This window comes from Streptomyces dioscori (assembly GCF_003024195.1).
Classification (GTDB): domain Bacteria; phylum Actinomycetota; class Actinomycetes; order Streptomycetales; family Streptomycetaceae; genus Streptomyces; species Streptomyces dioscori.
In genome coordinates this window covers 425,801-444,841 of the sequence record NZ_KZ679044.1, presented here as the reverse complement: position 1 = coordinate 444,841, position 19,041 = coordinate 425,801, and the positions used below count along the sequence as shown (strand labels likewise).

Annotated in this window: 11 protein-coding genes and 1 tRNA gene; 1 reads left to right on the top strand and 11 read right to left on the bottom strand. The window is 71.8% G+C overall.

The genetic code is table 11. The annotated features are described in order from the left end of the window. Window positions 1-32 precede the first annotated feature (32 nt). On the bottom strand, window positions 33-161 hold the full coding sequence (locus C6Y14_RS45530) for a hypothetical protein (protein ID WP_263973080.1): 129 nt from the start codon (window positions 159-161) through the stop codon (window positions 33-35). A 43-nt stretch (window positions 162-204) separates the two neighbouring features. Beyond that, a complete protein-coding gene (locus tag C6Y14_RS20515; protein WP_107018248.1) occupies window positions 205-1,101 on the bottom strand; it encodes a glycosyltransferase family 2 protein in 897 nt (298 codons plus the stop codon). A 324-nt stretch (window positions 1,102-1,425) separates the two neighbouring features. On the opposite strand from C6Y14_RS20515, the gene C6Y14_RS20510 reads away from it, so the two are divergent. Then, on the top strand, window positions 1,426-2,373 hold the full coding sequence (locus tag C6Y14_RS20510; protein WP_107018174.1) for a M56 family metallopeptidase: 948 nt from the start codon (window positions 1,426-1,428) through the stop codon (window positions 2,371-2,373). 42 nt (window positions 2,374-2,415) lie between these two features. Here C6Y14_RS20510 and C6Y14_RS20505 read toward each other — a convergent pair whose 3' ends face one another. The 9 genes from C6Y14_RS20505 to C6Y14_RS20460 form a co-directional block, all read right to left on the bottom strand. Further along, entirely contained in the window at window positions 2,416-3,747 is a 1,332-nt protein-coding gene (locus C6Y14_RS20505) for a serine/threonine-protein kinase (protein WP_107018173.1), read from the bottom strand. Window positions 3,748-3,932: 185 nt separating this feature from the next. Beyond that, window positions 3,933-5,849 carry a P-loop ATPase, Sll1717 family gene (locus C6Y14_RS20500; RefSeq protein ID WP_107018172.1) on the bottom strand — a complete coding sequence of 639 codons (1,917 nt, stop codon included), beginning with the start codon at window positions 5,847-5,849 and terminating at the stop codon, window positions 3,933-3,935. A 204-nt stretch (window positions 5,850-6,053) separates the two neighbouring features. Continuing rightward, window positions 6,054-6,127: transfer RNA gene (locus tag C6Y14_RS20495), tRNA-Thr, on the bottom strand. A 101-nt stretch (window positions 6,128-6,228) separates the two neighbouring features. Next, entirely contained in the window at window positions 6,229-7,848 is a 1,620-nt protein-coding gene (locus tag C6Y14_RS20490; protein WP_107018171.1) for an alpha/beta hydrolase, read from the bottom strand. 222 nt (window positions 7,849-8,070) lie between these two features. After that, window positions 8,071-9,276 (bottom strand): DNA polymerase III subunit delta', encoded by a 1,206-nt coding sequence (locus C6Y14_RS20485; protein ID WP_107018170.1) that lies wholly within the window; start codon window positions 9,274-9,276, stop codon window positions 8,071-8,073. A 257-nt stretch (window positions 9,277-9,533) separates the two neighbouring features. After that, a complete protein-coding gene (gene tmk, locus C6Y14_RS20475; protein ID WP_107018168.1) occupies window positions 9,534-12,899 on the bottom strand; it encodes a dTMP kinase in 3,366 nt (1,121 codons plus the stop codon). A 130-nt stretch (window positions 12,900-13,029) separates the two neighbouring features. Further along, window positions 13,030-15,870 (bottom strand): type I DNA topoisomerase, encoded by a 2,841-nt coding sequence (gene topA / locus C6Y14_RS20470; RefSeq protein ID WP_107018167.1) that lies wholly within the window; start codon window positions 15,868-15,870, stop codon window positions 13,030-13,032. A 413-nt stretch (window positions 15,871-16,283) separates the two neighbouring features. Next, window positions 16,284-16,481 (bottom strand): hypothetical protein, encoded by a 198-nt coding sequence (locus C6Y14_RS20465; protein ID WP_107018166.1) that lies wholly within the window; start codon window positions 16,479-16,481, stop codon window positions 16,284-16,286. A 247-nt stretch (window positions 16,482-16,728) separates the two neighbouring features. Then, entirely contained in the window at window positions 16,729-19,023 is a 2,295-nt protein-coding gene (locus C6Y14_RS20460; protein WP_107018165.1) for a serine/threonine-protein kinase, read from the bottom strand. Between the last annotated feature and the right edge of the window lie 18 nt (window positions 19,024-19,041).

Here is a 19,041-nt window from a genome sequence, read left to right as displayed (position 1 = left end):
ATGTAGCGATCGGTTGGCGTGGCCTGATGTGATCACCGTGTCGGATCCGGCCGCTCCGGCACGCGGTAGGCGTCGTAGGTCGCGTCGTAGGTCGCCGCGACTCGGGGGAGTGTCGCCGTCGCGACCGGGTCCGAAAGTTCCGCGAGATACACGTGCGGCATACGTGCGACATACGTGAGGCACGTGTGAGGTACCCCCTCCGCCTCAGATGACGGGCGGCCGCCCCAGCCGCGTAAGCCGCCACACGGTCTTCCAACGCATCGGCCGGCGCTCCCCGGCCGACGCCCTCAGCCCCTCCACGAAACCGCCGAACCACGCCCGCAGCCCACCGACGGACCGGGTCCGTACGAGGGTCAGCGCGATCCAGACCGCCAGGTGGACGGGGATGAGCGGAAGGGGCAGTCGGCGCCTGACCAGCCAGACGCGGTTGCGGGCGGTGACGCGGTAGTAGATGGCGTGCCGGGCGGGTGACGTCTTCGGGTGCTGGAGGAGCAGCTGGGGCTCGTACCGGATGGTCCAGCCGGCGTCGGCGGCCCGCCACGCCAGATCGGTCTCCTCGTGCGCGAAGAAGAACTCGGCGGGCCAGTCCCCGGTCTGCGCGAGCATCTCCATGGACAGGGCGTGGCCGCCGCCGAGGAAGCAGGTCACCTCGCCGCCCCGCAGGGGGTCCTTGGCGCCGAGCCGGGGGACGTGGCGCCGCTGGGTCTCGCCGTTCTCGTCGGCGATGCGGAAACCGACGATGCCAAGGCGCGGGTCGACGGCGTACAGGTCCCGTACCGTCCGCAGGACATCGGGGTCGATGAGCAGCCCGTCGTCGTCCAGCTCGACGACGATGTCCACGTCCCCGAACTCCCGCAGGCGCCGCAGGGCGACATTGCGGCCGCCCGGGCAGCCGAGGTTCTCGTCGACCTCGATGGCGGTGACCTCACCGGGCAGGCCCAGCCGCTCGGCGAACTCCGGCAGCGGACAGCCGTTCCCGACGATCACGATCCGCTCGGGGGCGACGTCCTGCTTGGCCACCGAGGCGAGCAGCGCGTCGACCTCCTCGGGCCGCGTCCCCATCGTCACCACGGCCACCGCGATCCGCGGACCAACCGACATGACGCCCACCCCGATCTCGACCTCGTCGGACAATCAGAGAACGATGCTAGCCGTTCATGCTGTGGACTCCTCAAGTACGCGATGCCTTAAGGGTGTCGTGGCGCGCGTTCCGGCTCGCGTTCCTCGTTCTGTACGGATCTCGCCTTCCCCGTTCTGTACGGATGTGGGCCACGGCCGTCTCACGGCCGCTCGGCGCTCCGTCACGTCGAGCCGTCGTGCCAGGCCGTCGCGTCAGGCCGTCGTTCCGCTGAGTGCCTCGGGGGGCCCGACGACCGGTAGCGTGTCCATGACCCGCCGCACCGAGGGGAAGAAGGGGCCCACGACATGACCGTAACCATCTCGTTCATGCTGATGGCGGCCGTCGCCCTGACCGCCGCGGTCGTGGCGCCCCGCGTCCTGACCGGCGCCTCCTGGCCCGAGCGGGAACCCGTACTCGCGCTGTGGGTGTGGCAGTGCCTGGTCGCCACGGTCCTGCTGTGCTGTCTGTCATCGCTCGTGCTGAGCGCCTCCGCCGTCTTCCACACGGTCCGCGCCCATGTCTTCGCGCCCGCGCCGCCGTCCGTGACCGCGGCGTACGACCTGGCCGCCGCCCCGCCCTGGACCACCGCGCTGACGCTGCTGCTGGCCGGCGGCGCCGCCTGGACCACGGCGATGCTCGCCCGCGAGGTGACGGAGGCCCGCAGGCGCAGCCGTCTGCGCCGCGAGCACCTGCGCGAACGGGCCCCGGAGCTGCCGGCCGGACTGCCGACCTCGCGCGGCCCGCTCCTCGTGCTGGAGGACGAGTACCCGGACGCCTGGTGGATGCCGGGCAACCCGTCCCAGCTCGTCGTCACCACGGGCGCCCTGCACCGTCTCACCGACCACCAGCTGGACGCCATCCAGGCGCACGAACTCGGCCACGCCCGCGCCCGCCACGACTGGCTCCTGCATCTCTCGCAGGCCCTGGCCGGCGGCTTCCCGGGCATCCCGGTCTTCCGTGACTTCCGCGACCAGACGCACCGCCTCGTCGAACTCTCCGCCGACGACACGGCCTCACGCCGCTGCGGCCACCTCACGACCGCGCTGGCCCTGATCGAGCTGAACCAGCACCGCGGCGTCCTCTCCTGCGCCACGCCCAGGCCCCTGCTCCACCAACGCGTGGAACGCCTCCTGGACCCCCCGCCCCGCCTCACCCGCTCCCACCGCAGAGGAACGACGACGGCCGCAGCACTGGCCCCACTGGTCCCGCTTCTGATCGCGTTCGGCCCGGCGCTGGCGACTCTGGCGTCCTAGCCGGTTGCCGACGCCCATCGGCTACGCGCCGGCGCCCGTCGGCTACGCGAAGTGGTCTTCCTGCAGCTCCGCGGTGTGGCGGTTGGTGAAACGCATGACCACGCGATCCGCCTCGCGGCTAGACATAAGGACGCCATACGTCTCCTCCACTGCGTCGCGGAACTGTAGGGAGGTGGGGTAGCTGCCGTCGATCGACTTCTTGAAGACGAGGTAGTAGTCCTCTTCGCGCGGCTGGGGCTTCTTGGCGAACTCTCGTGCGGTGATCCTTTCGATCTTGGCGTCCATCTCCTCGCTACGCCGGTGAAGAACCCCCAGTTCACGCCTGACCAGCGCGGTGGTGCGCTTGGCCTCCCGGATCGCCTCGGCTTCGACCTGCTTGGCCTGTGTGACGATCCGCGCAGCGTCCGCCCGAGCCGCCCGAGCCTCCGCCAGAAGCTCCCAGGACCGTTTCAGGATCATCCCGGACACCGAGTGACTGTGCCCCAGCTGCACGGCCTCCAGCAGGTTTGCGCCCGGCTCGGTGGCGGCGTGGTCCACGAGAAGGGTGCTGAGTGCCTCGTAGACCGTGGCCGCGTCCGCCGGACGGTCTGCCGGGCGCTTGGCGAGGAGGCCCAGGACGAGGTCGTTCAGTGGGGCGGGAAGACCGGCGGCATGGGCGACGGGCGGTTCCGGGACGGCCTCCAGGTGCTTGCGAAGCACGGCCCACAGGTTGGTGCCGGTGAACGGTGGCCGCCCGGTCACCGCGTGGTAGAGCAGACACCCGAGGGAGTACAGGTCGCTGCGATGGTCGATCTCACGGTCGCCCTCGGCCTGCTCCGGGGACATGTACGACGGCGAGCCGAGCGGGGCACCCGTGACGGTGAGCTCGCGGGCACCGATGGTGTCGCCCATGAACTTCGCGACCCCGAAGTCGAGAACCTTCACCGCCCCGTCCGGCCTGAGCAACGCGTTGGCGGGCTTGATGTCCCGGTGGACGACGCCCTGCTGGTGCGCGGCGTGCAGCGCTTCCGCGATCTGCGCGGCCCACCCGGCGGCGAGCGGCCAGGACGGCGTGGACTGCCGCAACCGCAGGTGGAGGGAGATTCCCTGGACGAGTTCCATGACCAGGAAGAGGGTCGGGCGCCCGTCGACCGACACCTCGCCCCAGTCGTGCACGGTGACGATGTTCTGGTGGGAGAGCCGTCCCGCGAGTTGCACCTCACGCTGGAAGCGGGCCTGCGTCTCCGCCTCGTTCATGCCGTACTGCGGATGAACGACCTTGACGGCGACCTCCCGCCGCATTCGCTCGTCCTGAGCCGCCCAGACCTGCCCCGAGCCACCGGCGCCCAGCCGGTCTCCGATGCGAAACCGTTCGGCGAGCAGTACGCCCTGCACCAGTCTCCTCCCCCGTGGCCGGACGACCACCGCCGCACGACGGTACGGCTCGTAACTCCCGTACGAGTATGGCGCCTTCACCCGCCCGCGGACCCGATTCCCGATCTCGCGCGGCAAGTACATCAGTGGTCTCGCGCACGGGAAGTACACCAATCGTCTCGCGCGCTACGCACACCAGCGGTTGCTCAGGAGCTCCCCGAACTGCCGAAGGACCCGCCCGCCAGGCGCCGCAGCCTCCGGGCCTCCTCCTCGATGCGCCGGGCGACATCGTTGACGCCCGAGGTCTCGTCCAGTCCGCTGTCGATGAGCTGGGCGGCAAGGGTGGTGAAGTAGTGGCTGGTGGTGAGGAGGTACTCGTCGACGTCGACACCGACGGACGCGGCGGCCCCCGCCGGAATGCGGTTGGCGTCGTCGCTGACCCGGCCGATCTGACGTTTGATCTCGTCACCGACGTCCCACGACAGAGCCACTGCTCGGTGGACCTGCGCGCTGATGGAATGGCAGGAGTGCCGCAGCTCCCGCAGCAGCCGGTCGTCACGGTTGCGAGGGGTGCCCCCCGACGTCACGGGGCTGGGGTAGCCCAGTGTGTCCTGCACGTCCGCGAACTGCACCTCGTAGGGCCGTAGGTCGAACGGCCTGGTGGCGCCGAGCGCCGCCCTGAAGCACGCGTGGACGTGGAACTCCGTCTCGTGGGGCTGGACCGGCAGATCGTCGTCCCCCGCGAACACCACGTCGTTCCCGCGCCGGACCCCGAGAAAGCCGACGCCGTAGAGCACGTCGATGACTCCGGGCAGGGTCAGCGCGTTGGCGTACGCGGGGAAATCATGGTGGAGAGTCTCCGCCGCCGCCTCGAACCGACGCGCGAGCGCGACCCGCGTGACGACGTAGCCGGTGTTCTGGAAGAGCGGGCGCAGATGGTTGAGGAACGGGTGCGCGACCAGGTACTCCGAGCTCAGATCCTTGAGCTTCCACTCCGAGAACTGGCGGCCCGCCTGCCGCACGTCGGCCTCGGTGATCCACTCCCGCCGGTGCTCAAGCCAGGCCTTCTCCTGGCAGAGGTTGAGGAACTGGATGGCGTCGCGCGGCCGTGGCAGACAGTGCCGGAAGAGGTACTTCGCGGTCTCCTCCCCGCCCACGGTCTGCGGGAACAGCTCGGTCCACAGCCGCTCCTCGTCGAGTTCCTCCCCGACGGAGGCCCGCGCCCGGGCCACCGCGAGGTCCCTCAGGGCTCGCTCGGTCCAGGCGATCCGCAGTTCGTCGCCGTGGAACTTGTCGCCCTCCCCGAAGGACAGCGAGTCATAGATGTCGGCCCTCAGGAACAACAGGAAACGCACCGACCGCCCGTACAGACTCGCCGCGTGCTTGGCCGCCAGCAGCAGTCCGATCACCATGGAGTTGCTGTCCGGCTCGGCGGACCACACCTGCTCCAGCTGGTCGACCATCAGCAGCAACGGAGGATGCAGACCCGCCCCGCACCCCAGATCGGTGAAGGCCCGCGTCACCCCCTGCTCGACGACTTCCAACTGCCGCGCGGCCCGCGCTCCTTCGGACGGGGACTGCGCGAGATCGACGCTCGCCTTGACGCCGAAGGCCTCCAGCGACAGTGAGGTCTGCAAACCACGCGCCCCCTGGGCCAGCCTGTCCACCAGCCGGTCACCGGCCGACGCTTCCCCGTTCTGCTTCAGAAAACGGGCGAGCGCCTTCACCGAGTCGGGCCGCTTGCCGTGCGCTTCCCTGGCGTGGCCGACCAGATGCCGGGCCGCGTGCACGGCAAACACGTATCGCCAGATCAGTGCCCTGGCCGAGTCCCCGGGCAGCCCCTGCAACTCGAACCGCCGGATCTCCTCGCCCGCGGCCTCGTCGGGCGTGACGAGTATCTTGCCGCCCCTGTGCCCACCGGGTCCGTCCGCCAGCAACTGCATGCAGATCGCGCTCTTGCCGGACCCCTTGCGCCCGATGATCAACATCTTCCGCCCGCTGAGAGCACCCCGATAGGCGGCGTTGGGCACGAACCCGCCCCGCAGCAACAACCCCTCGGTCACATCCCGTTCGGCATCCTCACGCCCGAAATGCAGCTGTGCGAGTACTGGGCCGCCGGCCATCCCGTCCCCCTGTCCCCGTAGGCCATCCAGGTCTCCCAGTATCGACCCCGACCCGCACCACAGGGCCTGTCCGAGATCCCGCTCTCACCAGGGAGCCATGGGGTGCGGCCTCTGCACGGAGGGCGAGCGCGCTTCTCCCCGCCCCAGCCCCGGAAAAAAGCAAAAGCCCCAGGTCACGGCGAGTGAGTCCTGAGGCTTCCACAGAGCCGCCTTCGGGATTCGAACCCGAGACCTACGCATTACGAGTGCGTTGCTCTGGCCATCTGAGCTAAGGCGGCGCGTTGCCAGAACTATGGTGCGATCTGCAACGTCAGCAAGTCTACACAGTTTCCGGGGGTGCTCCGTACCGCCCCCGGAGGCACCCCCGACCGCTCGCCGATCAGGTCGCTGAGCAGCGCTTTCCCTTCGGCGGAGGGGTGCCTTCGAGCAGGTACTGGTTGATCGCGGAGTCGATGCAGGCGCTGCCGCGGCCGTACGCCGTGTGGCCGTCGCCGTCGTAGGTCAGGAGCGCCCCGGAGGAGAGCTGCGTGGCGAGGGCCTGCGCCCAGGGGTAGGGCGTCGCGGGGTCCCGGACCGTGCCGACGACGACGATGGGCGCCGCGCCCTTCGCCTCGATGCGGTGCGGCTCACCGGTCGGCTCGACCGGCCAGTAGGCGCAGTTCAGCGAGGCCCAGGCGAGGCCCTTGCCGAAGACAGGGGAGGCCTTCTCGAAGTCGGGGACGCCCTTCTCGACCTCCTCGGGGGAGGCGAAGGCGGCGGGCAGGTCCAGGCAGTTGACCGCGGCGTTGGCGGACATCAGGTTCGCGTACGTACCGTCCGCCTCCCGCTCGTAGTAGCTGTCGGACAACACGAGCAGGCCCGCGCCGTCCTTGTCCTTCATGGCCGTGGTCAGGGCCTCGCGCAGTTGCGGCCAGGCCCCCTCGTCGTACATCGCGGCGATGACACCGGTCGTGGCCAGCGCCTCGCCCAGCTTGCGGCCGTCCGCGTCGCCCGCGTCGATGGGAGCGGAGTCCAACTGCTGGAAGAACGCCTTCAGGTTCTTGCCGACCTGCTCAGGAGACGTGCCCTTCCCGCCCAGCGGGCAGTCGGACTCCCCCACGCAGTCCTTCGCGAAGGACCGGAAGGCCGTGTCGAAGCCTGCCGTCTGGTCCCGGTTCAGCTGCCGCGCGGGCAGGGACGGGTCCATCGCGCCGTCCAGGACCAGCCGGCCGACGCGCTCCGGATACAGGCCCGCGTAGGTCGCCCCGAGGAACGTGCCGTACGAGGCACCCACGTACGTCAGCTTCTCGTCGCCCAGCGCGGCCCGTACGAGATCCATGTCACGGGCCGCCTCGACCGTGGACACATGGCGCAGCAGGTTCGCCGAGCGCTGTCCGCAGGCCGCCGCGAACTCCTTGTAGGCGTCGACCAGTTCGGCGGTCTCGCGCGCGTTGTCGGGGGTCGTGTCCGTCTGCGTGTACGCGTCCATCCGCTTGCCCGTGAGGCACTCGACGGGCTCGCTGCGGGCGACGCCCCGTGGGTCCACCGCCACCATGTCGTAGCGGGCGCGCACCTTCGCCGGGTAACCGATCCCCGCGTACGACTGGAGGTAGTCGACCGCCGATCCGCCCGGCCCTCCCGGGTTGACCAGCAGCGAGCCGATCCGCTTGCCCGGCCCCGTGGCCTTCTTGCGGGCCACGGCCAGCCGGATGTCGCCCTTGGCCGGCTCCGCGTAGTCGAGCGGCGCCTTCAGCGTGCCGCACTCGAAGCCGGCCACACCGCAGTCCCGCCAGTTCGGCCGCTGCGCGTAGTACGGGGCCAGCGCGGACGGGGTCGCCTCGGGCAGCGCGTGCAGCGCCACCGAACCGGCCGGGCTCGCGGCGGTCGTCGAACTCCCCGCGGAGCAGGCGGAGGCGAGGAGTCCGGCGACGGCGAACAGGGTGCCGTAGGCACGGTAGGAGGGCAAGGAGCGGAAGGAACGGTGGGCCCGGGACGACTCGGGCCGGCGCCTGGTATACATCGACCGAGCGTAACCCTGTGCGATGCCTTGATCGCTCAGAGTTGCCCGCATGCCTCGTACGAGTGACACCGTCAACGCCCCGTTCGATCTGCGCCACCCCGCCGCGCCGGTCCCCGTTCGTCGACCCGCCGGGTCGGTCCCCGGGGTCAGCCCACCGCGGCGGCCCCCGGGGTCAGCCCACCGCGGCGGCCCCCCGGAGTCAGGCCGCCGTCCGGGCCCGCGTCACCCCGCCCGCAGTGCCATCGTCATGGCCTCCACCGCCAGCAGCGGAGCCACGTTCCGGTCCAGGGCCTCGCGGCAGGCGGCGATCGCCTCTATGCGGCGCAGGGTGGCCTCGGGTGACGACCCCCGGGCCAGCCGGTCCAGCGCGTCCTGCATCTCCGTGTTGGCGAGGGCGAGATCCGTGCCGAACTGCAGGGCGAGCACGTCGCGGTAGAAAGCCGTGAGGTCGATCAGGGCCAGGTCCAGGCTGTCGCGCTGCGTACGCGTCTTGCGGCGCTTCTGCTTGTCCTCCAGCTCCTTCATCACCCCCGCGGTGCCACGTGGCATACGGCCGCCCTGTCCGGCGCCGAGGGCCGCCTTCATGTCCTCGGTCTCCTTGACGTCGGTCTCCTCGGCGACCTGTTTGGCGTCCTCGGAGGCCGCGTCGATCAGCTCCTGGGCCGCTTTCAGGCAGGCGCCCACGTCGTCGACGCGCAGCGGCAGCTTCAGGACGGCGGCCCGGCGTGCGCGGGCCCGCTCGTCCGTGGCGAGGCGCCGGGCCCGCCCGATGTGGCCCTGGGTGGCGCGGGCCACGGCGGCGGCGATGTCCGGCTCGATGCCGTCGCGGCGTACGAGGACGTCGGCGACCGCGGCCACCGAGGGCGTCCGGAGCGTGAGGTGGCGGCACCGGGAGCGGATCGTGGGCAGCACGTCCTCCAGGGAGGGCGCGCACAGGAGCCAGACCGTACGCGGGGCGGGCTCCTCGACGGCCTTCAGCAGTACGTTGCCCGCGCCCTCGGTGAGACGGTCGGCGTCCTCCATGACGATGACCTGCCAACGGCCGACCGCCGGGGACAGCTGGGCGCGGCGGACCAGGTCGCGCGTCTCCTTCACACCGATGGAGAGGAGGTCGGTGCGGATGATCTGCACGTCCGCGTGCGTACCGATCAGGCTCGTGTGACAGCCGTCGCAGAATCCGCAGCCGGGGATCCCGCCGAGGGCGCGGTCGGGGCTGGTGCACTGCAGGGCAGCCGCGAAGGCACGTGCCGTGGTGGAGCGGCCCGAACCCGGCGGCCCCGTGAAGAGCCACGCGTGCGTCATCTTCGAGGCCTCGGGCAACGGGGTGTCGGCGGCGACCGCGGTGACGAGGGCGTCGGCGTCCCGCGCGGCGGCCTCAAGCTGGCCGCTCACCTTCTCCTGGCCCACCAGGTCGTCCCATACCGTCATGGGGCGCCGCCCTTTCGTCGAACCTGCCGTCGCCGGCGCAGCCGCCGGTGCGAGCACTGTCATCGCCACAGCCACAGCCACAGCCACAGCCACACCCGCAGTCGCGCCTTTTCTCGCACGTGTGCCTGCTGCGTCCCATTGTGCGGGAGGGCACTGACAACGGGGCCCGGACGCCGGCCCGGCCCCACCGCCGGCGCCCTGCCGACGCCGCTGCCGCCTCTGCCGACGCCCCCTCTTACGCCCCGCCCGCGCTGCCGTCAGCGCCGCCGGCGACCGTTCCCCTCGTCCCGCTCGTCGTCGTCCCGCGGGCCCAGCAACTCGTCGGCCAGCGTCGGCAGATCGTCCAGCGGGGTCTCCTCCGCCCAGTCCGAACGGGGGCGCCGCCGGGGCCTGCCCTGGGCGTCGACCTGGGGCAACTCACGAGTACCACCGTCGGAGGCCCCGGTCCCGGCTCCGGTCCCGTACCCGGGAGGCACCCGGTCCTCGGGCCCACGGCCACGCTCGTCCCGTACCGGGGGAAGGACCGCCGTCTCGTCCGCGGCGGGCTCCGGACGGACCGGCGGCAGCACCGCGGTCTCGTCGGCGGCGCCCTGCGGGGGCTGCGGCACCTGCGGCAGCACAGCCGTCTCGTCACCGGCCGAGCCACCCACCGAACCGGCGCCCGGACCACCGACCGAACCGGCCCGCGAACCAGCAGCCGGCCGGGCGTCCTGCGGCGGCACCGGAGGCAGCACGGCCGTCTCGTCGACCGGCCCGCCGGAAGCGTTCGTCGGCGTCACCATGGGCGTCTGCACGGTGCTCTCGTTGTCAGGGCCCTCGTTGTCGGGGCCCCCGTTGTCGGGCCTCGCGCTGCCCGAGTCCCCGGTGTCAGGGCTCACGCTGCCCGAACCACCGGCCGCCTGACCGGACCCAGCCCCTCCGGAAGGCGCGGAGCTCACAGGCGCGGAGGTCACAGACGCGGCTCCCCCGGACGGGGACGACGCGGCAGCAGCCCGCGCCGAAGCCGCCGCAGCCGCGGAAGCGGTATTGGCCGCCGCCACAGCGGCAGCCGCCTCGGCCGCCCGCCGTGCCTCCTCGGCCCGGACGAGCGCCTCCTCGGCCTTCCGCTGCTTCTCCAGGCGCCGCTCCTCGGCCTCGGCCCGCAGCCGCGCCTCCTCCTCGGCCTGCTTGCGCCGGCGCTCCTCCTCGGCCGCGCGGGCCTTCTCCTCGGCGAGCTGCCGTGCCTTCTCCTGCTCGGCACGCACGCGTGCGGCCTCGGCGCGCTGCCGGGCCTCCTCGGCCTGCCGCTCGGCCTCGCGCCGCTGCGCCTCTTCCAGTTCGAGCCGCTTGCGCTCTTCCTCCTCGGCGCGCAGCCGGGCGAGCTGTTCCTGGCGCTCGCGCTCCAGCCGCTCCTCCTCGGCCTTGCGGGCGGCCTCTTCCTCCGCCTTGCGGCGCGCCTCTTCCTCGGCGGCCTTGCGTGCCTCCTCCTTGGCCTTGATCTCGGCCTCGGAGAGGGGCAGCACCACGTCGAGCCGGTGCCGGATCACGGTCGTGACGGACTCGGGCTCCTGCCCGGCGTCGACGACCAGGTAGCGGCCGGGGTCGGCGGCGGCCAGCGTCAGGAAACCGGACCGCACGCGCGCGTGGAACTCGGCGGGCTCCGACTCCAGCCGGTCCGGCGCCTCGGTGAACCTCTCGCGCGCGGTCTCCGGCGCCACATCCAGCAGGACCGTCAGATGCGGTACGAGCCCGTCCGTGGCCCAGCGGTTGATGCGGGAGACCTCGGTGGGGGACAGATCGCGCCCCGCTCCCTGGTAGGCCACCGAGGAGTCGATGTACCGGTCCGAGACCACGACCGCGCCGCGTTCCAGCGCGGGCCGCACCACGGTGTCCACGTGCTCGGCGCGGTCGGCCGCGTACAGCAGAGCCTCCGCGCGGTGCGAGAGGCCGGCCGACGACACGTCGAGGAGGATCGACCGCAGCCGCTTGCCGACGGGGGTGGCGCCGGGCTCGCGCGTCACCACGACCTCGTGTCCCTTGGCGCGGATCCACTCCGCGAGGGCCTCGGCCTGGGTGGACTTGCCGGCCCCGTCGCCGCCCTCCAGGGCGATGAAGAACCCGGCGTCGGTGGGCGCCTGCACCGGGTCGTCCCCGCCGCGCAGCGCGTCCCGCAGGTCGTGCCGAAGGGGTACTCCGGAGCGGTCGTCGGCCTTGGCGAGAACCAGTGCGGCGACCGGCAGGAGCAGCGCGCCGACCAGCATCAGGGTGAAGGCGGCGCCGCCGTGCGCGAAGACGAACTTGCCGTTCTCCAGGCGGTGCGGACCGATGGCCGCCGCCACGAGCGGCGCCACCAGGACGCCGACGGCCACGAAGACCCGTACGACCGCGTGCAGGTGTTCCGTCGTCCGCGCGCGGCGGTAGTCCTCGGCCTCCTGGTCGAGCAGGGCGTGGCCGGTGTTGGCGGCGATGCCCGCGCCGATGCCGGCGAGGCCGACGATCAGGAGCACGGTGGTGACGTCGGGGACGAGTCCGGTGGCGAGCAGCGCGATGCCGGTGAAGGCGATCGCCAGGGCGAGCAGCCGCCGGCGCGACAGGGACGGCAGCAGCTTGGGCGCCGTACGGATGCCGACCACGACCCCGCCGGTCACCGCGAGCACCAGCAGTCCGAAGGTCACCGGGCCGCCGCCCAGGTCCTTGGCGTGCAGCACGGCCACGGCGACGGCCGCCGCGACGGCTCCGGCGACGGCCGCGCAGGCGAGCACCAGCAGCGGGATGGCCCCGGTGCGGCCCTTGTCGATGCCCGAACCCGTCCTGGGGCGGCGCAGTCCCTCCAGCGGCGACCGCGCGCGCGGGGTGCGCACGTCGGGCAGTTCGAGGAAGGTGAGCACCGACAGGGACGCGGCGAACAGGCCCGCCGAGACGTACGAGGCGAGCGCCGCCTGGTGCTGGTCGAACCACGCGAGTCCGGCGCCCAGCAGGTTGTTGAGGAGCCCGGCGACGACGAGCACCGCCGCCGCGAGAGGCGCGGCGACGAATCCCGTACGCAGGGCGAGGCGCCGCAGGGCGTCCATGTGGTCGGGCAGCGGTCGTACCGTCGCGCCCTCCAGCGGGGGCGCGGGCAGCAGCGCGGGCGCCGCGCTCTCGCGGCACACCGTCCAGAAGCGCTCGGCGACCCCGATGACGAACGCCGTCACGAGGAGCACGGCCAGCGCGTTCTCGGGGGTCCAGTCGATCCACAGGGGGGCGATGATCAGCAGTACGGCCCGTACGCCGTCCGCGCCGACCATGGTCCAGCGGCGGTCGAGCGGACCGTCCTGGGCGGTGAGCGAGGTGAGCGGGCCCAGCAGCACCGCTCCGAAGAGGAGCGTCGCGAGGATGCGTGCGCCGAAGACCGCCGACACGGCGAGGGCCACTCCGCGGTAGCCGCCTCCGAAGGAGCCGTCGGACACCGCCGCCTGCAGGGCGAGCAGGACCAGCACCAGCAGGGCGAGGGCGTCACCGACGCCGCTCACCAGCTGGGCGCTCCACAGCCGCCTCAGTTGCGGTACACGCAGCAGCGCCCGGACGGCTCGCTCCCGTGAGTCTGCGACCAGGGAGTCGTCGGGGGCCGAAGTGTGGGCCGTTGGCTGCTCGGCTCGCGTCATCCTGCCAGCCTATCCGGACGCACCCGGTCCCCGAAGAGGGCCCCGAACATGCGAACGCCCTCGACACCAAGTGGTGTCGGGGCGTTCGTTGCGGGTACCGGAGGTCAGTTGATCCTCTGTGAAGAACAGCTCAGTCCTCGGCGGTCGCCTTGGCGGCCGTGGCCTTCGCTGTGGTCTTCTTTGCGGCCGTCTTCTTCGTAGCGGTGGTCTTCTTTGCCGCCGTTTTCGTAGCAGCCGTCTTCTTTGCCGCTGTTTTCTTCGCGGGCGCCTTCTTGGCGGGGGCCTTCTTCGCCGCCTTCTTGGCCGTCTTCTTCGCCGGCCCCTTGGCGCGCTTCTCCGCGAGGAGTTCGAAGCCCCGCTCCGGAGTGATCGCCTCGACACTGTCGTCGGACCGCAGGGTCGCGTTGGTCTCGCCGTCGGTGACGTACGCGCCGAAGCGTCCGTCCTTGACGACGACGGGCTGCCCGCTGACCGGGTCGGCGCCCAGTTCCTTCAGCGGCGGCTTGGCGGCGGCGCGGCCCCGCTGCTTGGGCTGCGCGTAGATCGCGAGGGCCTCGTCGAGCGTGATCGTGAAGAGCTGGTCCTCGCTCGTGAGGGAGCGGGAGTCGGTGCCCTTCTTCAGGTACGGGCCGTAGCGGCCGTTCTGCGCGGTGATCTCCACGCCCTCGGCGTCCGTACCGACGACGCGGGGCAGCGACATCAGCTTGAGCGCGTCCGCTAGCGTCACGGTGTCCAGGGACATCGACTTGAAGAGCGAGGCCGTACGCGGCTTCACGGCGTTCTTGCCGGTCTTCGGGGTGCCCTCGGGCAGCACCTCGGTGACGTACGGGCCGTAGCGGCCGTCACGGGCGATGATCTGGTGGCCCGACTCGGGGTCGGCGCCCAGCTCGAAGTCGCCGCTCGGCTTGGCGAGCAGTTCCTCGGCGAGCTCGACGGTCAGCTCGTCGGGTGCCAGGTCCTCGGGCACGTCGGCACGCTGGTGGTTCTCGGAGTCCTTCTCGCCACGCTCCACGTACGGGCCGTAGCGGCCGACGCGCAGCATGATGTCGCCGCCCATCACGGGGAACGAGGAGACCTCGCGGGCGTCGATGGCACCGAGGTCGGTGACGAGCTCCTTGAGGCCGCCCAGGTGGTCGCCGTCGCCGTTGCCGGCCTCCGCGGCGCCGGTCGCCTCGCCCTCGCCGAAGTAGAAGCGCCTGAGCCACGGGACGGACTGGGCCTCGCCCCGCGCGATGCGGTCGAGGTCGTCCTCCATCTTGGCCGTGAAGTCGTAGTCGACGAGCCGCCCGAAGTGCTTCTCCAGGAGGTTGACCACGGCGAAGGACAGGAAGGAGGGCACCAGGGCCGTCCCCTTCTTGAATACGTAGCCGCGGTCGAGGATCGTGCCGATGATCGACGCGTACGTCGACGGGCGGCCGATCTCCCGCTCTTCGAGCTCCTTGACCAGGCTGGCCTCGGTGTAACGGGCCGGGGGCTTGGTCGCGTGGCCGTCGACCGAGATCTCCTCGGCGGACAGCGGGTCGCCCTCCTCGACCTGCGGGAGGCGGCGCTCACGGTCGTCCAGCTCGGCGTTCGGGTCGTCCGCGCCCTCGACGTACGCCTTCAGGAAGCCGTGGAAGGTGATCGTCTTGCCGGACGCGCTGAACTCGGCGTCCCGGCCGTCGGAGGCCCTGCCCGCGATCTTGACGGTGACGGAGTTGCCGACCGCGTCCTTCATCTGGGAGGCGACGGTGCGCTTCCAGATCAGCTCGTACAGCCGGAACTGGTCGCCGGTCAGACCCGTCTCGGCCGGGGTGCGGAAGCGGTCGCCCGAGGGACGGATCGCCTCGTGCGCCTCCTGCGCGTTCTTCACCTTCCCGGCGTACGTACGCGGCTTGTCCGGCAGGTAGCTGGCGCCGTACAGCTGCGTGACCTGAGCGCGGGCCGCGGTGATCGCGGTGTCCGAGAGGGTCGTGGAGTCCGTACGCATGTAGGTGATGAAGCCGTTCTCGTACAGCTTCTGCGCCACCTGCATCGTGGACTTCGCGCCGAAGCCGAGCTTGCGGCTCGCCTCCTGCTGGAGCGTGGTCGTACGGAACGGTGCGTACGGCGAGCGTCGGTACGGCTTCGACTCGACGGACCGGACGGCGAAGTCGGTGCTCTCCAGGGCGGCGGCCAGCGCGCGGGCGTCGGCCTCGTCCAGGTGGAGGGTGTTCGCGCCCTTGATCTGCCCGAGCGAGTCGAAGTCGCGGCCCTGGGCGACACGCTTGCCGTCGACCGCGGTCAGCCGGGCGACCAGGTTCGACGGGTCGCTGCGGTCACCGGCGCGGCCGGTGCCGAAGGTGCCGGTCAGGTCCCAGTACTCGGCGGAGCGGAAGGCGATGCGCTCGCGCTCCCGCTCGACGACGAGTCGGGTCGCGACCGACTGGACGCGGCCAGCCGACAGCCGTGGCATGACCTTCTTCCACAGGACCGGCGAGACCTCGTAGCCGTAGAGGCGGTCGAGGATACGGCGGGTCTCCTGGGCATCGACCATGCGCTGGTTGAGCTCGCGCGGGTTGGCGACGGCGCTGCGGATCGCGTCCTTGGTGATCTCGTGGAAGACCATCCGGTGGACGGGGACCTTGGGCTTCAGGACCTCAAGAAGGTGCCACGCGATGGCCTCGCCCTCGCGGTCCTCATCGGTTGCGAGGAAGAGCTCGTCGGAATCCTTCAGCAGGTCCTTGAGCTTCTTGACCTGCGCCCTTTTGTCAGCGTTGACCACGTAGATCGGCTGGAAGTCGTTCTCGACGTCCACACCGAGCCGACGCACCTCGCCGGTGTACTTCTCGGGCACCTCCGCGGCGCCGTTGGGGAGGTCGCGGATGTGCCCGACACTCGCTTCGACGACGTATCCGGGGCCGAGATAGCCCTTGATCGTCTTCGCCTTGGCAGGCGACTCGACGATGACGAGTCGGCGGCCGCCGTGTGCGGTCTCGCTGGTCGGGGACAACTTCGCTCTTCTCTCCGGTCGACGCAGGGGGTCTCGCCCCAGGCCTTGAACCCGGGGGTCGGGTCATGCTGACGCTGCGGAGTGTGACGGTACATCCCGCCCCCGTGTCAAACGGGAAAAGCCCGCAACGGCCACTCGAACGGTAACCCGAGTCCCGCCATTCCTGCCGCCCGGAGTGCCGACCTGCCGTTTCCGGGACATCCGGAGCGTGACCTCTCAATTACCGGAGAGGGGAAGTCCGACCGGCGTCGATCTTGCCCGCGCCCACCGCCGTACGGCGATTCCAGGACAGCGGAGACGGCGTTTCCCGGGCACCGGGGCGGCGTTGCCCGGGCGGCGGGGCGGCACCGGGCGGACTGCGGGAGGCATCGCCCGAGGAGCGGGGCGGACCGGCGCGTCGACGGCGGCGGCGCTCAGACGCGAGTGAAACACCACACCGCGAGGAGCACGGCAGCCGTCCCGGCGAAGCCCGCGACCGTCACCGATGCGACGGGGCTCACCCCGTGGGCGACGGGGGCGCGCTGCCGCAGCCGGACCGCGGTCCACAGCAGCAGTCCGCCTCCGAACAGGGCGAACACCGATCCCGTGAAGATCGCCGGTCCGCTCTCCATGGCTCGTCCCTCCGCCCTCGTGTGTCACCGGGTCCCGCCCTCGCGGGCCCCGCGTCCCGCCCTCGCGTGCTCTGGTGGGGACGCTGGCACCTCCGGGAAGCCGACATCCCAACCCGAGATGAACGGGAGGCGGCCGACTCCGTGCGCCCCGGTGCGGGACGGCGCACACCCCGGCCCGCACCGCTGCCGCACCCGCCACCGCACCGCTCCCGCACCGGGAGCGGACCATGCCTTCGGGTGGAGTCCGTCACACCGCGCCGGGCGACGGTATCTTTCCGCTCGTCTGCGCGCCGTCGCCACGGCTCACCGTGCACACCGCCGTGGTGAATCCCTGGTTCCAGGAGTACTTGTCGGCTATCCAGCCGTAGACGACCCGCTCGGTGTCGGGGGCCCAGGTCGACTCGAACTTGTTGCTGCAGAGCTTGCTCGCGTTGTCGATGCCCTTCTTGTAGTCCATGTTCGCCGGGGTCGGAACGACGCCTATGACCTGGTTGTCGTGCAGCTCGTCGCAGTCCGTCAACGTGGCCCGGTAGAGGTCCTTCTCCGACACCCCGTTCCAGCAGTCGCCGTCGATCATCTGACCCGCCGCCAGCTGCGAGCCTCCCTCGCGGAAACTGCCCACCGCGCCACCGATGGCGGCGTGCCGTCCGAGGACGAGACATGCCGTGCGGGCCTCGGCCTTCTCGAAGCCGCGCTCCGTCGGCGTCACGGTGTAGAGGTCCGCGTCGGGCAGCGCCTCGGCGATCTCCTCGCCCTGCCGCTCGCAGCGCCTCGCGCCCTCGGCGCGGGCGTCGGCGTAGTCGGCCGCCGTGTCCACGGCCACCACCTGGCCGTCCGGATTGTCCTTCCCGCAGTCCACGACGCCGAGGTTCGGCACCGACTTGAACGGCGTTCCGGGCCAGACGGCCCGCACACAGTCCCCGGTCCTCAGCGGCTTGGTCAGCCCCACCTGTGTGCCGTACGGAAGAGCCGGTCCCGTCGGCTCGTCGGAGGGCCCGGTGCCGTCCGGCGAGGGGGAGGCCGTCCCGCCGGGCCCCGCCTCCTTCTTGCCGTCGTCGCGGAGCGCGACGACGGCCCACGAGCCGCCGCCGACCGCCAGCACCACCGCCACGACGATCGCGACGACCGCCGCGGTGGGCAGCTTGCGCCGCCTGCCGCCCGGACCGCCCTGGTCCCCCTGTCCGCCCTGTCCGCCGTCGAGGCCGGCGACCGCCGTCGAACCGCTCCCGTAGGGCGGGTATCCGCCGCCGGCGTACGGCGAGGAGGGCGAGGCCTGCGGGGACGGCGACGCCTGCGCGGAGGGATCGCTCGCATAGGGATTCCAGGACTGGTACGGGCCGTGCGCCCCGGGGCTCTGCCCACCGCCCGGCGAGGCCTGGTGCGGGACGGGGCCGCCCGGAGTGTGCGGAGTCTGCGGGGTGTGACCCTGGGGTGCGGGCGGCCCTCCGGGAGGCTGCGAGAACGCTCCGGGCTGTCCGGGGCCGGGCGCGGACCCGGGCGTCCCGGGCCCCGATCCGGGGGTCGGTGCCGACCACGCCGGCCCGCCCGCGGCTGCCGCGGCAGCCGCGGCAGCGGCCCCGCCGCCCAGGACCGCCCCGGGCGGCGGCCCGAAGACCCCGCCCGGCGGACTCTGCGGACTCTGCAGGACACGCTCCAGCCCTCGCGTCACCGCCTCCGGCGAGAACCTGCGCACCGGGTCCTTCACCAGCAGGCCGTGCAGCACAGGCGCCAGTTCACCCGCTCGCTGAGGCGGCGTGGGCTCCTCGCTCAGCAGGGCCGTCAGGGTCGCGTACTCGCCGTGCCGGTCGAACGGACCGCGGCCCTCGACCGTCGCGTACAGGGTGGCGCCGAGCGAGAACATGTCGGCGGCCGGCGTGGGCGGCTCACCGCGGGCCCGCTCCGGCGAGAGGTACCCGGGCGTGCCGAGGATGCCGGCCGTGGCGGTGAGCCGGGGTTCGCGGGACTCGGGCTGCAGCGCGATGCCGTAGTCGGTGAGCAGCACGCGCGCGTAGGGATCGCCCGAGGCGTCCGGGGCCAGCAGGATGTTGGCGGGTTTCACATCGCGGTGGAGGATCCCGATCCGGTGCCCGGCGGTGAGCGCGTCGAGCACGCCGAGCCCGATCCGCGCCGTCTGCTCGGGCGTCAGCGGCCCCGCCCGCCGGACGACCGTCTGGAGATCGACGGCGTCCGGCACGAACTCCATGACGATCCAGGGCAGCCCCTCGTGCATCAACACGTCGTGCACGGTGGCCACATGGGGGTGGCCGCGCAGCCGCGCCGCGTTCCGTGCCTCGCTGCGGGCCCGGGCGATACGCTCCTGGGCCCCCGGCTCCGCCCTTTCGCCGGAGCCCTCGCCCGCGGACTCGCCCGAATCCATCGGCGCATCGGGCAGGTTGATCTCCTTCATGGAGACCTCGCAGGCCAACTCCTCGTCGTACGCCAGCCAGACGCGGCCCATACCGCCCGCGCCCAGCGTGCGCAGCAGCCGGTACCGCCCGCCGATCAGCCTGCCTTCACCCCGACCCGGTGTGTCCCCCGACATACAGCCTCCCCCGAGACA

Excerpts from the sequence above, each read along its gene's own strand:
- C6Y14_RS45530 (WP_263973080.1), bottom strand. The coding sequence starts at position 161 with ATGCCGCACGTGTATCTCGCGGAACTTTCGGACCCGGTCGCGACGGCG.
- C6Y14_RS20515 (WP_107018248.1), bottom strand. The coding sequence starts at position 1,101 with ATGTCGGTTGGTCCGCGGATCGCGGTGGCCGTGGTGACGATGGGGACG.
- C6Y14_RS20510 (WP_107018174.1), top strand. The coding sequence starts at position 1,426 with ATGACCGTAACCATCTCGTTCATGCTGATGGCGGCCGTCGCCCTGACC.
- C6Y14_RS20500 (WP_107018172.1), bottom strand. The coding sequence starts at position 5,849 with ATGGCCGGCGGCCCAGTACTCGCACAGCTGCATTTCGGGCGTGAGGAT.
- C6Y14_RS20490 (WP_107018171.1), bottom strand. The coding sequence starts at position 7,848 with ATGTATACCAGGCGCCGGCCCGAGTCGTCCCGGGCCCACCGTTCCTTC.
- C6Y14_RS20485 (WP_107018170.1), bottom strand. The coding sequence starts at position 9,276 with ATGACGGTATGGGACGACCTGGTGGGCCAGGAGAAGGTGAGCGGCCAG.
- tmk (WP_107018168.1), bottom strand. The coding sequence starts at position 12,899 with ATGACGCGAGCCGAGCAGCCAACGGCCCACACTTCGGCCCCCGACGAC.
- C6Y14_RS20465 (WP_107018166.1), bottom strand. The coding sequence starts at position 16,481 with ATGGAGAGCGGACCGGCGATCTTCACGGGATCGGTGTTCGCCCTGTTC.
- C6Y14_RS20460 (WP_107018165.1), bottom strand. The coding sequence starts at position 19,023 with ATGTCGGGGGACACACCGGGTCGGGGTGAAGGCAGGCTGATCGGCGGG.